At 61.8% G+C, this 13,280-nt stretch carries 11 protein-coding genes; 6 read left to right on the top strand and 5 right to left on the bottom strand.

Annotated elements, in window-relative coordinates; translation table 11 throughout:
• Positions 1–13 precede the first annotated feature (13 nt).
• The 5 genes from KZH41_RS06985 to KZH41_RS06965 form a co-directional block, all read right to left on the bottom strand.
• Complete coding sequence (locus KZH41_RS06985; RefSeq protein WP_094952994.1) at positions 14–763, bottom strand: SDR family NAD(P)-dependent oxidoreductase; 750 nt, start codon at positions 761–763, stop codon at positions 14–16.
• Positions 764–901: 138 nt separating this feature from the next.
• Complete coding sequence (locus KZH41_RS06980; protein ID WP_094952995.1) at positions 902–1,663, bottom strand: SDR family NAD(P)-dependent oxidoreductase; 762 nt, start codon at positions 1,661–1,663, stop codon at positions 902–904.
• A 10-nt stretch (positions 1,664–1,673) separates the two neighbouring features.
• Positions 1,674–3,014 carry an MFS transporter gene (locus tag KZH41_RS06975; protein WP_242154601.1) on the bottom strand — a complete coding sequence of 447 codons (1,341 nt, stop codon included), beginning with the start codon at positions 3,012–3,014 and terminating at the stop codon, positions 1,674–1,676.
• 30 nt (positions 3,015–3,044) lie between these two features.
• Positions 3,045–3,923 carry a polysaccharide deacetylase family protein gene (locus KZH41_RS06970; protein ID WP_263274575.1) on the bottom strand — a complete coding sequence of 293 codons (879 nt, stop codon included), beginning with the start codon at positions 3,921–3,923 and terminating at the stop codon, positions 3,045–3,047.
• Between the two features lie 11 nt (positions 3,924–3,934).
• Entirely contained in the window at positions 3,935–5,266 is a 1,332-nt protein-coding gene (locus KZH41_RS06965; RefSeq protein WP_263274574.1) for an amidase, read from the bottom strand.
• A gap of 349 nt (positions 5,267–5,615) precedes the next feature.
• On the opposite strand from KZH41_RS06965, the gene KZH41_RS06960 reads away from it, so the two are divergent.
• From KZH41_RS06960 to cmoB, 6 genes are all read left to right on the top strand, one after another.
• Positions 5,616–6,605 carry a GntR family transcriptional regulator gene (locus KZH41_RS06960; RefSeq protein ID WP_094952998.1) on the top strand — a complete coding sequence of 330 codons (990 nt, stop codon included), beginning with the start codon at positions 5,616–5,618 and terminating at the stop codon, positions 6,603–6,605.
• A gap of 1,282 nt (positions 6,606–7,887) precedes the next feature.
• Positions 7,888–10,311, top strand: a complete 2,424-nt coding sequence (gene lon, locus KZH41_RS06955; RefSeq protein WP_094951358.1) for an endopeptidase La — start codon at positions 7,888–7,890, stop codon at positions 10,309–10,311.
• A 181-nt stretch (positions 10,312–10,492) separates the two neighbouring features.
• Positions 10,493–10,882, top strand: coding sequence for a protease inhibitor I42 family protein (locus KZH41_RS06950; protein ID WP_263274573.1), 390 nt, complete (start codon positions 10,493–10,495; stop codon positions 10,880–10,882).
• Between the two features lies 1 nt (position 10,883).
• On the top strand, positions 10,884–11,540 hold the full coding sequence (locus KZH41_RS06945) for a lysoplasmalogenase (protein ID WP_094951360.1): 657 nt from the start codon (positions 10,884–10,886) through the stop codon (positions 11,538–11,540).
• Between the two features lie 36 nt (positions 11,541–11,576).
• Complete coding sequence (gene cmoA, locus KZH41_RS06940; protein ID WP_094951361.1) at positions 11,577–12,320, top strand: carboxy-S-adenosyl-L-methionine synthase CmoA; 744 nt, start codon at positions 11,577–11,579, stop codon at positions 12,318–12,320.
• Positions 12,317–13,273: a tRNA 5-methoxyuridine(34)/uridine 5-oxyacetic acid(34) synthase CmoB gene (cmoB, locus tag KZH41_RS06935; protein ID WP_263274572.1), complete on the top strand. Its 957-nt coding sequence runs from the start codon at positions 12,317–12,319 to the stop codon at positions 13,271–13,273. The genes cmoA and cmoB overlap by 4 nt, the downstream gene beginning before the upstream one ends.
• Positions 13,274–13,280 lie beyond the last annotated feature (7 nt).

Genomic DNA, 13,280 nt, shown 5'->3' with positions numbered 1-13,280 from the left:
GGCTACACCTCGCTCATGGCATGACATCGCCGGAGTTCGGGCCCAGGGTCTGGCCGACGAACAGGTTGCCGCCCGGTTCACTGGCGAGCAGCACGGCGGTGGGCGCCACTTCATCAGCCAGGCCGAAACGGCCCAGGGGCAATTCGGCGGCCTTGGCGCGCTTCCAGTCGGCGCTGATGCCGCCCACCAGCGGCGTTTCGATAGGGCCCGGCGCAATGGCGTTGACCAGCACGTTGTCCTTGGCCACTTCCAGCGCCAGGGATTTGGTGAAACCGATCACGCCAGCCTTGGCGGCGGCGTAGTGGGTCAGCTCGGCGCCGCCCTTGATGCCCAGTTGCGAGGCCACATTGATGATCCGCCCCCAGCGCTGCGCAAGCATGTGCGGCAAGGCGCGCTGGCTGGCCACGAACACACTGGTGAGGTCGACTCGCAGCATGTCGTTCCACATCTCGATAGAGAGGTCGACGCAACGCGCCTGGGTAAGCATGCCAGCATTATTGACCAAAATATCGATGCCGCCGAAGTGCTCGACACAGCGGTCGACGCTGGCCTGGGCGCCTTCGACAGTGCCGACGTCAGCCAGGCATTCGAACACTTCGGCACCGAGGTTGCGGCATGAGATGGCAGTTTCGGCAAGGCTGGCGGCGTTGCGGTCGGCCAGCAACAGCCGCGCGCCTTCGGCGGCGTAGGCGCGGGCGATAGCAGCGCCGATGCCGCTGCCGGCACCGGTGATGACGGCGCGGCGGTGGGTGAGTTGATGCATGCAGAATCTCCTAAGGCAAACACGGTCCACTGTGGGAGCTGGCTTGCCTGCGATAGCGGCGGGTCAGCTACAAATATTTCAACTGTTCCACCGCCATCGCAGGCAAGCCAGCTCCCACCTTTTTTGCAGAGCGTGGAGTCAGTCCGGCCAGCGCACAGTCAAGCCACCGTCGATGACGATGCTTTGCCCGGTCAAATAACTCGACGCATCGCTGGTCAAGAATTGCACCAACGAGGCCACCTCATCCGCCCGCCCAACCCGGCCCAACGGAATCGCCCGCGCCGCCTTCGCCAACCCCTCAGGCCCCAACGAGTTCTTCGCATCCAACGACTGCGGCGTCTCGATCAACCCCGGAATCACCGCATTACAACGGATCCCCAACGGCGCCAACTCCACCGCCAGCGACCGGCACAACCCCGGCACGCCGGCCTTGGCCGCGGCGTAATGGCTGTGCTCCTGCCAGCCATACACACCGCCGGCAATCGACGAAATCGCCACCAGCGCCCCGCCCTCGCCCATATGCCGGGTGGCCGCGCGGAAGGTGCGCATCACCCCCGTCAGGTCGACATTGAGCATCTCGTTCCACAACGCATCGGTCATCTCCAACAACGGCGCACGCCGCAATAAACCGGCATTGGCCACTGCGTAATCGAGGCGGCCAAAATGCTGCACGGCTTGCGCGGCCAGCGCGTCTACCGAGGCGGTATCACCCACGTCCAGCGGCAACATCAGGCATTCACCACCGGCTTCTTCTACCTGGGCCACGGTGGTGTGCGGGTCATGCGGGTCAGCCGGGTAATACCCGCCCACCACCGCCACGCCGCTGCGCGCATAGGCCACGGCGAGGGCTTGGCCGATGCCGCTGGCGGCACCGGTAATCAAGGCAACTTTACGGCTCATCAAACACTCCTTACTGAACGGTTTCCGGGCGCACATGGCGGGCGGCAAACATCAAGGCGCCGGACAAAAAGCACGGCAGCGCGCCGAACCACAGCGCGGCGGTCTGCCAGTCACTGCCGGCGGACAACACTTGGGTGGCGCCGAAGCCGGCGACCACCGCACCAATCGGGCCCATGGCATGGATGATCGCGCCGCCGGTAGCGCGGATGCTGGTAGGAAAACTCTCGCTGATAAAGAACAGCGCCGCCGAGTACGGCCCGATCAGGAAGAACAGGCCCAGGCTGTACAGCCCGACCACCATGGGCATATTGCTGGGGCCAAACAGCATCCCGGCAAACGCCAGGCCGCCGAGCATCCAGCCCAAGCCGATAACATTGCGACGGCCGATCTTGTCGCCCATCCAGCCGTGGGTCAGGTAGCCGCAGTAACCCACCAGGTTCGACAGCACAAGGATGATCAGCGAGTTCTCGAACGAGAGGTGGTGCACGCTGACGATCACCGAAGTCCCCAGCACGCTGAACACCTGGATCGCCGCCCAGTTGAGCAACAGCGCGGCGCCGATCACCAGCGTGGCGCGGCGAGCCGGGCCACGGAAGGCGGCTTTGAGGCCGGCCTTGCTGTGTTCGTCATAGTCCACGCCGTAGGTCACGGCGACGTTTTGCGCTTCTTTCACCGCGCCGCTTTTACGCAGCTCGCTGATGCGCTGGTGTATCTGGAACTGCGGGCTTTCCTTAAGCTTGCGCGCCATGATCGCAATCACGATGGCCGGGATAGCGGCAAAGATGAAGCAACCCTGCCAACCGATAATCGGCAGCAGCAGCGCGGTCAAACCGGCGGCGATCAATGCACCGACCGGCCAGCCGCCCTGCACCAGGCTGTAGATAAACCCGCGACGTTTGGTCAGGCGCGGGTCTTCAGAAGCACCATACAGCTCGCTCAAATACGTGGCGTTGACGGTTTCCTCGGCATAGCCCAGGCCGCCCAACGAACGGATCAGAATCAGCGGCGACTTACCCCACGCCCCGCCAATCGCCGTCAGCGCCGAGCACAGCGCGGAACCGGCCACGGTGACAATAATGCCTGTGCGCCGCCCCAACTTATCGACGACAGGGCCAATCGCAAAGGCGACCACCGCCGTGCCCACCGCCACCCAGGTCGCGATCTCAGCTTGCTCCACTTCACCCCAGCCAAAGTGTCGGCCGATCTCCGGCAGCAAGGTGCCGAACAGAATGAAGTCGTACACCGCAAACACCCAGGCGAAAAACGCGATCCAGGTGGCGAAGCGCACCTCCTTGGACGTCAGTTGCCGGGGTTTCCAGCCAGTCAGGTCAAGCTTGTTGTAGATGGACATAGATCGCGCCTCGGGGGTGTGGGCTAAGGGTCAGGAACGCGGTTGGCGACGGATAAAGTCGTCGGCGATTTCGTCGAAGGTGACGAAGCACACGCCGGCATGGCTCTGGATGTGTTCGATCAAACGCTCGAGCATCAGCAGCACTTGCGGGCGGCCGGACACGTCGGGGTGGATGGTCATGGTGAACACCGCGTGTTCGTGCTCGCGGTAGACCCAGTCGAACTGGTCGCGCCACATTTCTTCCAGGTGGCGCGGGTTGACGAAGCCGTGGCTGTTGGGGGCTTTTTTGATGAACATCATTGGCGGCAGGTCGTCGAGGTACCAGTTGGCCGGGATCTCCACCAGGTCGGTTTCTTCGCCGCGCACCAAGGGTTTCATCCAGGTGTCGGGGTGCTGGCTGTAGTCAATCTTGGTCCAGCTGTCACCCTTGCGCACGTAGTAGGGGTGGAAGTCGTTGTGCATCAGGCTGTGGTCGTACTTGATGCCTTTTTTCAGCAGCAGCTCGTTGGTGACCTTGCTGAATTCCCACCAGGGCGCGACGTAGCCGGTCGGGCGTTTGCCGGTGACTTGGGTGATCAGTTCGATGGACTTATCCAGGACGATTTCTTCCTGCTCGGCCGTCATCGCGATAGGGTTTTCGTGGCTGTAGCCGTGCACGCCGATTTCGTGACCGGCATCGGCCACCGCCTTCATCTGCTCCGGGAAGGTTTCCATCGAGTGGCCAGGGATAAACCAGGTGGAGCGCAGGCCGTAGCGTTCGAACAATTTGAGCAGGCGCGGCGCGCCGATTTCACCGGCGAACAGGCCACGGGAGATGTCGTCCGGCGAGTCTTCGCCGCCGTAGGAACCGAGCCAGCCGGCGACTGCGTCTACGTCGACGCCAAATGCACAGAGGATGTCTTTAGCCATGGTGTGTCTCCTTAAATAGTCATTACGGATTCGACGGACAACGCCGCGCGCAACAGCCGCGCGTCTTCCCCCGTCGGGGCACTGAGCAGCAGCCCGGTGGGCAAGCCCAGGGCATCACGGCCGCTGGGCAGGGCAACGCCCGGCATGTCGAGCAAGCTGCCGGGCATGGTCAGGCGCAGGGTGGCGAGGTTGGTTTTCACGAACAGGTCATCGTTTGCCTCCAGGGCGGCCAACGGCGGTGCGACATGAGCGACGGTGGGGGTAATCAGGAAGGCGCCGTCGAGTTCGTCGACCAGTTGGTATTGCAAGCGGCAGCGCGCGTCGATCAGGTGCAGCAATTGGCTGGCGGGCAGTGCGCGCGCGGCTTCGAGGCGGCGGCGTACGCGCGGGTCGAGTTGCTCGGCGTCGCGGCTGTCGAGCAAGGCTTCGTGCAGGGCGAAGGCTTCGAATGAGCCGAGCCAGCCGTCCTGCTTGATCAGGTTGAGGGTGGCCTGGAAGGTGGCGGACGCACGCACCTCGATCAGCGCGCCCGCGGCCTTGAGTTGGTCCACCGCGCGCAGCAGGTTATTGCGTACGGCCGGCTCGATGTCTTCCAGCGTGCCCTGCTCAAGCACAAAGCGCTGGCCCTTGAGGCTGCGGGCGGTGTGGGTTTGCGCACGGCCGTTGAGCAGGTCGTCGATCGTCAGCGCATCGCGCACGCTGCGGGTCAGCGGGCCGAGGCTGTCGAGGGTGTGCGCCAGCGGGAAGACGCCGTCGCGGCTGTAGCGCCGGCTGCTGCTGCGGTAGCCCACTACGCCATTGAATGCTGCGGGGATGCGGATCGAACCGGCGGTGTCAGTGCCCATGGCGATCGGCACGATACCCGCGGCCACGGCAACGGCCGAACCCGAGGATGAACCGCCGGGAATGCGCGGTTGATCGCTGCCGCTCGGGTTGTAGGGCGTGCCGAAATGCGGGTTCAGGCCCAGGCCGGAATACGCCAGTTCACTGAGGTTGGTCTTGCCGATACTGACCATCCCGGCGCGACACAGTAGCCCCACGCTCGGCGCGTCGAGCAACGCGGCTGGCGCCTCGCGACGGTAGTTGGCGCCGGCGGTGGTAATGCTGCCGGCGACGTCAAACAGGTCTTTCCAGGCCAGCGGCACACCATCGAACACGCTCAACGGCTGGCCGGCACGCCAACGAGCGGCGCTGGCTTCAGCTTCTCGGCGGGCACGCTCGGCCGTCAGGGAGATAAACACGCTGGGGGCCAGGCTCGCGTGAACCAGTGCCTGTTCGAGGACCTGCACCGGGTCGCTGCGACCACTGGCAAAAGCTTCGGCCATTGAGGTGGCGTCTGACATCAAGATGACCCTCTTAAAACGTACATATTATTAAAATGTACGTTTTACAAAGGCAGCTTTCGTGCCAGTCTCTCAACACGCATTTTTCGCGAATGCGCTTTATTGCCTGGAGCTACGGACTAGATGGTTTTGTAGGCGGCAAAAATATCGGATGAAGGTGCTGGAACAGACCTTGAATGAAATAATGTATCTTTTATTAATCAATACATTTTGGTGCAGAAAAGTAACAACGTGACGGGTAAGGCCCCAAAAAAGTGCCACCACCGTGGCGCAGAGTGACAGCGGCAACTATGAGAGAATCCGTAGCCACTTTCCTACAAACCCATCCACTCTTTACCTAGAGAAGCAGATGAAAGCAGCGTCCGCCTCCGCTTCCCGTTACGCGATGATTCACACCGTGTTGCGTGACGCCATCGTCAACGGCACCGCCCGCCACGGGCTGGTCTTGCTGGAAGCGCCGCTGGCCGAGCTGTTCGGCACCAGCCGCGTGCCGGTGCGCAAGGCGCTGGACCTGCTGCACGATGAAGGCCTGATCTGCCGCTTCAACGGACGCGGTTACCTGATCAACCCCGAAGGCCTGGTCATGGAGCCGCTGCGCCTGCCGCTGAGCCATGCACACCTGGGCCTTAATGGCGACGACGAGCTGGTAGACACCCGGCCGCTGGGCGAGCGGATTGTTGAGGAAATCGGCGCGGCGCTGTCCACCTGCATCGCCTTCGGCCATTACCGCCTGGACGAGCAAGCCGCCGCCGACCACTACGGTGTCAGCCGCGCCGTGGTGCGTGAAGCGCTGATGCGCCTGCGCGACCGTGGCCTGGTGGAAAAAGAGCCTTACTCCCAATGGCTGGCGGGGCCGCTGACCGCGCGCGAAGTCACCGAAGACTATGAACTGCGCGCCTGCCTGGAACCCGAAGCCCTGCGCCAGAGCGCGCCAAACCTGGACCGCGAGATGCTTGAGGCCATGTTGCAGCGCGTGCTGGAGGCCCAGCAAAGCCCGCAGTGCAGCCTGCAAGCCATCGAGCAGATCGAGGAGGACTTGCACCAGCGCTGCCTGGCCGGCCTGCAAAACCGCAAGATCGCCGCGCTGATTCGCCAGGGCCAGAGCCCGATGATCATCAGCCGAATTTTCTACCGTTTACTGGGGATAGGCGCAGATCCCGCCATGCTCGCCGAACATCGCTTGATTCTGGAGCTATTGCTGCACGGCGCCTTCGATGCGGCGGCGCTGAATTTGCGTGAGCATTTGCAACGGGCCAGTCAGCGTATGTTGCAGCGTTTGAAGGTGTTGTCGGTGCTACCGGAACAACCGATTCCCGCCTACCTCCACAAGATCAGCTGACCCCACGTGCTCTGAAATGTGGGAGCTGGTTTGCCTGAGATAGCGGTCTGCCAGCCAACACATCAGTGGCTGATGCACCGCCATTGCAGCATAGGTATCTACACATCTTTTTATGGGTTATTCTTTGGTTGTCGCGGGGGCGCTGGGTACATATCCGTTATTTGGGTGATGGCCGATATTGGTTCCGCTCTTACAGCGGGTCACTTTTGGAAAAAGAGCCCCAAAGTAACCAAAAGGGCTCTTGCCCCACCACTCGGCACCTCGCTTAGGCTCGGTGCCCTCACCCCGGCTTTGGACCGTGGGCCGCCGCCATGGGCCATCATCTTGGCCCATCGCGGCTAAACCGGCGTCCTGCCGGTTTACCCACGCCCAAAGCCTGCGTTCGGCCAGCGTGGTTAACGGGGCGCCTAAGATCAAGATCAAGATCAAAGCACGGCGGCCTAGTAGCCGACCTGAGTGGTTAGATCAAAAGCAAAGCCGAGGCGGCCTGACAGCCGACCTGATCTTGATGGCTGAACTCAATCTAATGTGGGAGCTGGTTTGCCTGCGATGGCATCAACTGGTTATGCCTGATACACCGAGGTGCCTGCATCGCAGGCAAGCCAGCTCCCACAGAAAACAGAGCGCCACGGTGCTGGCAGCTAAACTCGGTCAAAATTGTGGGAGCGGGCTTGCTCGCGAAGGCGGTGGGCAGTTACACATGAGCTGGCTGACCCACCGCCTTCGCGAGCAAGCCCGCTCCCACAGTTGATCTCGGTACATCAGACAGAGAGTGTGCTGCTGTGCTTTTGCCCTGCTTTTGCTTCTACCACTCAGGTCGGCTACTAGGCCGCCGTGCTCTTGCTTTTGATCTTGATCTTGATCTGAGGCGCCCCGTTAACCACGATGGCCGAACGCAGGCTTGAATCCGTGGGTAACCCGGCAGGACGCCGGGTTAGCCGCGATGGGCCAAGGATGGCCCATGGCGGCGGCCCACGGATTCAAGCCGGAGTGAGGGCATGCCGAGCCCAGGCGAGGCACCGAGTGGTGGGGCAAGAGCCCTTTTGGTTACTTTTGGGGCTCTTTTCCAAAAGTGACCCGCTGTAAGAGCGGAACCCTACGAAGCCGTTACCGCAGCAACGGATATGTACCCAATCTACCTAAACCCAGGCAAACCAGCTCCCACAGGTGTAAAGCGCCGCTGTCGAAAATATTATGCAATATGTTGCTAACTGCGCCCGGCCATTGAAACCACCGCTGCACCGCCCCATCTAACTTGCATACTTCCTTATGCAGGTGCCCCATGAGCGACCAGCAAGAATTCCCGGACATCGACCTGAACGATTACGCCGATCCGGAAAACGCTGAACACGAAACATCGTCCAACACCGGCCTGGCCCTGCCCGGGCAAAATCTGCCGGACAAGGTTTACATCATCCCGATCCACAATCGGCCGTTCTTCCCAGCGCAAGTGCTGCCGGTGATCGTCAATGAAGAACCGTGGGCCGAGACCCTGGAGCTGGTGAGCAAATCCGACCACCATTCCCTGGCGCTGTTCTTCATGGACACCCCGCCAGAAGATCCACGCCACTTCGACACCTCCAGCCTGCCGCTGTACGGCACGCTGGTGAAGGTGCACCACGCCAGCCGCGAGAACGGCAAGCTGCAATTCGTCGCCCAAGGCCTGACCCGTGTGCGCATCAAGACCTGGCTCAAGCACCACCGCCCACCGTACCTGGTGGAGGTCGAATACCCGCACCAGCCGACCGAGCCGACCGACGAGGTCAAGGCCTACGGCATGGCGCTGATCAATGCGATCAAGGAACTGCTGCCGCTCAACCCGCTGTACAGCGAAGAGTTGAAGAACTACCTCAACCGCTTCAGCCCCAACGACCCGTCGCCGCTTACCGACTTCGCCGCCGCGCTGACCTCGGCCACCGGTAACGAGTTGCAGGAAGTGCTGGACTGCGTGCCCATGCTCAAGCGCATGGAAAAAGTGCTGCCGATGCTGCGCAAGGAAGTCGAAGTCGCGCGCCTGCAAAAGGAAATCTCTGCCGAGGTGAACCGCAAGATCGGGGAGCACCAGCGCGAGTTCTTCCTCAAGGAACAGCTCAAGGTCATCCAGCAAGAGCTGGGCCTGACCAAGGACGACCGCAGCGCAGACGTCGAGCAGTTCGAACAACGCCTGGTGGGCAAAGTGCTGCCGACCCAGGCGCAAAAGCGCATCAGCGAAGAAATGAACAAACTGTCGATCCTGGAAACGGGTTCGCCGGAATACGCCGTAACCCGCAACTACTTGGACTGGGCCACCTCAGTGCCGTGGGGCGTGTATGGCGAAGACAAGCTCGACCTGAAACACGCGCGCAAGGTGCTGGATAAACACCATGCGGGCCTGGATGACATTAAGAGCCGCATCCTCGAGTTCCTCGCGGTGGGCGCCTATAAAGGCGAAGTCGCCGGCTCCATCGTGTTGCTGGTAGGCCCGCCGGGCGTGGGCAAGACCAGCGTCGGTAAATCCATCGCCGAGTCCCTGGGCCGGCCGTTCTACCGCTTCAGCGTCGGCGGCATGCGCGACGAGGCCGAGATCAAGGGCCATCGCCGTACCTACATCGGCGCCCTGCCGGGCAAGCTGGTGCAGGCGCTCAAAGATGTGGAAGTGATGAACCCGGTGATCATGCTCGACGAGATCGACAAGATGGGCCAGAGCTACCAGGGCGACCCGGCGTCGGCGCTGCTGGAGACCCTCGACCCGGAACAGAACGTCGAATTCCTAGATCACTACCTGGACCTGCGCCTGGACCTGTCCAAAGTGCTGTTCGTGTGCACGGCGAACACCTTGGACTCAATCCCCGGCCCGCTGCTCGACCGGATGGAAGTGATTCGCCTGTCGGGTTACATCACTGAAGAAAAAGTTGCCATCGCCAAGCGCCACCTATGGCCCAAACAGCTGGAAAAAGCCGGCGTGTCGAAAAAGAGCCTGAGCATCAGCGACGGCGCCCTGCGCGCGTTGATTGACGGCTATGCACGCGAAGCCGGGGTGCGCCAGCTGGAGAAACAGCTGGGCAAACTGGTGCGTAAAGCCGTGGTCAAGCTGCTGGATGAGCCGGACTCGGTGATCAAGATCGGCAACAAAGACCTGGAAAGCTCCTTGGGCATGCCGGTGTTCCGCAATGAACAAGTGTTGTCCGGCACTGGCGTGATCACAGGCCTGGCCTGGACCAGCATGGGCGGCGCGACCTTGCCGATCGAGGCGACGCGCATCCATACGCTCAATCGCGGCTTCAAGCTCACCGGGCAGTTGGGTGAGGTGATGAAGGAGTCCGCCGAGATTGCCTACAGCTACATCAGTTCGAACCTGAAGTCGTTTGGCGGTGACCCGAAGTTCTTCGACGAAGCCTTCGTGCACTTGCACGTGCCGGAAGGTGCCACACCGAAAGACGGCCCGAGCGCGGGCGTAACCATGGCCAGTGCGCTGCTGTCGCTGGCGCGTAACCAGCCGCCGAAAAAAGGCGTGGCCATGACCGGCGAGCTGACGCTGACCGGGCATGTACTGCCGATTGGCGGGGTGCGTGAGAAGGTCATCGCGGCGCGGCGCCAGAAGATTCATGAGCTGATCTTGCCGGAGCCGAACCGCGGTAGTTTTGAAGAACTGCCGGAGTACCTGAAAGAAGGCATGACCGTGCACTTTGCCAAGCGCTTTGCGGATGTGGCGAAGGTGCTCTTCTGATCGATCATTCCCACGCTCTGCGTGGGAATGCCTCTCTGGGCGCTCTGCGTCCGCTCTTGGGACGCGGAGCGTCCCGGGCTGCATTCCCACGCAGAGCGTGGGAACAATCAAATCCCCCGCTGTCACACCTTGTCTCATCTTCGGTTATGCTCGCCCTTCGTCGCCAAACAACGGAGCCCCTATGACCGCTGCCCGCCTGCTTCTCCCCTTGAGCCTTACCCTGCTGGCCGCGTGCGCCAGCGCACCGAAGCAAAACGTCACAGTGGAAAACCAGAGCGCCTGCCCGCTCCTGCTTAAAACAGGGCAAAACCTGACCCTCACCTTGCCAAGTAACCCCACCACCGGCTACCGCTGGGCCATCCAGGATTCCGCCGGCGGCGTGCTGCGCGCGCTCAGCCCTGAGGTTTACAGCAGCACAGAATCCGGTGTGATCGGTGGCGGTGGCCAGTCGACCTGGCGCTTCCAGGCGTTTGCTGCCGGCCAAGGCCGTCTGCGCCTGACCTCCCAGCAACCCTGGGAACCGGAAGCCGAACCCGCCGAAACCTTCGACTGCGCCATTACGGTGAACTGATATGCCTTGGTTGATTCTTGCGTTAATGGGCGCTGGCACCTTTTTCTACGGTTTGGCCACTCATGCAGCGCTGTTGTGCCTGCTGGTTAAACCGCTGCCGGTATTGGCGCTGCTGGGCTGGCTGCATGATGCGCCGCCCACCGACTATCGACGCTGGATCAGCCTGGGGCTGATTTTTTCCCTGGTGGGCGATGTGTTGCTCGCATGGCCGGGCGACCTGTTTATCTTTGGCCTCGGCGCCTTTCTGTTTGCGCACTTGGCGTACTTGAAAGCCTACTTCAGCGATTGCCGCCGCCTAGCGGTGTTGCCACTGGTATTGGCGCTGGGCGTGGGCGCTATCTTGCTGGGCATCCTGATTTCCCATGGCCTGGGCGATTTGCTGATACCCGTCGTGGTTTATGCACTGGTGATCAGCGCCATGCTCTGGCGTGCATTGGCACGGCTGGGCAGTAACGTACCCAAGCAATCGGCCCTGCTGGCGGCGGCGGGTGCGGTGTCGTTTGTGTTTTCCGACACACTCATCGGCATCAATCGGTTTGTGGTCGCCTTTGAAGCGGCACCGTATTTGTTGATTACCACGTATTGGCTCGGTCAGTGGGGCATCACCGCCTCGGCTTTCCATCAGACAACCCGCGCATCCGAGGGCCAATTTGGCTAAAATGCCGGCCTTTCCCCCTTCGTCGCCGGAACAGCCGTGAGCAAAGAACCCGATCGCCTATTCGCCCAGCCCCTGCCCCAGGTGCCAGACTTCGCCTTTAACGAGGACGTGGTGCGGGTGTTCCCGGACATGATCAAGCGCTCGGTGCCCGGTTATCCGACCATCGTCGAGAACCTCGGCGTGCTGGCGGCGCAATTTGCCCAACCCAACAGCGTGCTCTACGACCTGGGCTCGTCTCTGGGCGCAGTCACTCAAGCGCTGCGCCGCCATGTGCGTACCGACGGCTGCCGGGTGATCGCGGTGGATAACTCGGCGGCGATGGTCGAGCGTTGCCGCCAATACCTCAATGGCCAGGACTCGATGTTCCAGGAGCTGTTGCCGGTGGAGGTGATTGAGGGCGATATCCTCGCGTTGCAGTTCCAGCCGGCCTCGGTGGTGGCGCTGAACTTTACCCTGCAATTTATCGCCCCCGATGAGCGCCTGGCGTTGCTCGGGCGCATCCGCCAGTCACTGTTGCCGGGCGGTGCGTTGATCCTCTCGGAAAAGCTGCGTTTCAATGACCCACAAGAGCATGCGCTGCTCACCGATTTGCACATCGCGTTCAAACGCGCCAACGGCTACAGCGAACTGGAAATCGCCCAGAAGCGCAGCGCCATCGAAAACGTCATGAAGCCCGACAGCCTCGAAGAACACCGCGAACGCCTGCTGGCCGCCGGGTTCTCGAAAGTCGTGCCGTGGTTCCAGTGTCTTAACTTTGCCTCGTTGATTGCCTTGCCATGATTGATTTGTCTCCCCTCGCCCGCCACTTGGTTGGCACTCCTTTGGCCGTTTGGGCCCAGGGCCTGCAAGCGCAACTCGATAGCAAGATGGAAAAGGGTCACGGCGACCTGGAGCGTTGGCAGAGTGCGCTGGATGCGTTGCCGAACATCCAGCCCAGCGAAGTCGACTTGCTCAACGGCTTGACGCTGGATACCGCTTGCGACGACGCCACCCGTGCACAAATGCACACCGCGTTGATGGGCTTGAGCCCGTGGCGCAAAGGCCCGTTCCACCTGTTCGGCGTGCATGTGGACACCGAATGGCGTTCGGACTGGAAGTGGTCGCGCGTTGCGCCGCACCTGGATTTGAACGGCAAGCGCATCCTCGATGTGGGCTGCGGCAACGGCTACTACATGTGGCGCATGCTCGGCGCCGGGGCTGACAGCGTGATTGGCGTAGACCCGAACTGGCTGTTCTTTTGCCAGTTCCAGGCCGTGCAGCGCTACCTGTCGGCGCCGAACGCCTGGCACCTGCCGTTCCCGTTTGAAGACTTGCCGCCAAACATGGAAGGCTTCGACACGGTGTTTTCCATGGGCGTGTTCTATCACCGTCGCTCACCCATCGAGCACTTGCTGGCACTGAAAGATTGCTTGGTCAAAGGCGGCGAGCTGGTCCTGGAAACCTTGGTGGTGGAAGGCGATCAGCAGCAAGTACTGGTGCCGGAAGACCGCTACGCGCAGATGCGCAACGTGTGGTTCCTGCCATCGGTGCCGGCGCTGATGCTGTGGCTGCGACGTGCGGGGTTCAGTGAGGTGCGCTGCGTGGATGTGAGCGTGACCACGGTCGAGGAACAGCGCGGGACGCCGTGGATGAAGTTCCAGTCGCTGAGTGATTTCCTGGATCCGGAGGATCACAGCAAGACCATTGAAGGGCTGCCGGCGCCGATGCGGGCAGTGATCATCGCGAAGAAGTAACCCGAAT

It is taken from the genome of Pseudomonas sp. YeP6b, assembly GCF_025642995.1.
GTDB lineage: Bacteria > Pseudomonadota > Gammaproteobacteria > Pseudomonadales > Pseudomonadaceae > Aquipseudomonas.
The sequence above is the reverse complement of the archived record's forward strand: the minus strand, read 5'-3'. Positions and strand labels throughout refer to the sequence as shown.

What these genes read in the sequence shown, in the direction of transcription:
- KZH41_RS06950 (WP_263274573.1), top strand. Translation starts at nt 10,493, where the DNA reads ATGACCGCTGCCCGCCTGCTTCTCCCCTTGAGCCTTACCCTGCTGGCC.
- cmoB (WP_263274572.1), top strand. Translation starts at nt 12,317, where the DNA reads ATGATTGATTTGTCTCCCCTCGCCCGCCACTTGGTTGGCACTCCTTTG.
- KZH41_RS06945 (WP_094951360.1), top strand. Translation starts at nt 10,884, where the DNA reads ATGCCTTGGTTGATTCTTGCGTTAATGGGCGCTGGCACCTTTTTCTAC.
- KZH41_RS06975 (WP_242154601.1), bottom strand. Translation starts at nt 3,014, where the DNA reads ATGTCCATCTACAACAAGCTTGACCTGACTGGCTGGAAACCCCGGCAA.
- KZH41_RS06960 (WP_094952998.1), top strand. Translation starts at nt 5,616, where the DNA reads ATGAAAGCAGCGTCCGCCTCCGCTTCCCGTTACGCGATGATTCACACC.
- KZH41_RS06980 (WP_094952995.1), bottom strand. Translation starts at nt 1,663, where the DNA reads ATGAGCCGTAAAGTTGCCTTGATTACCGGTGCCGCCAGCGGCATCGGC.
- KZH41_RS06985 (WP_094952994.1), bottom strand. Translation starts at nt 763, where the DNA reads ATGCATCAACTCACCCACCGCCGCGCCGTCATCACCGGTGCCGGCAGC.
- KZH41_RS06970 (WP_263274575.1), bottom strand. Translation starts at nt 3,923, where the DNA reads ATGGCTAAAGACATCCTCTGTGCATTTGGCGTCGACGTAGACGCAGTC.
- KZH41_RS06965 (WP_263274574.1), bottom strand. Translation starts at nt 5,266, where the DNA reads ATGTCAGACGCCACCTCAATGGCCGAAGCTTTTGCCAGTGGTCGCAGC.
- lon (WP_094951358.1), top strand. Translation starts at nt 7,888, where the DNA reads ATGAGCGACCAGCAAGAATTCCCGGACATCGACCTGAACGATTACGCC.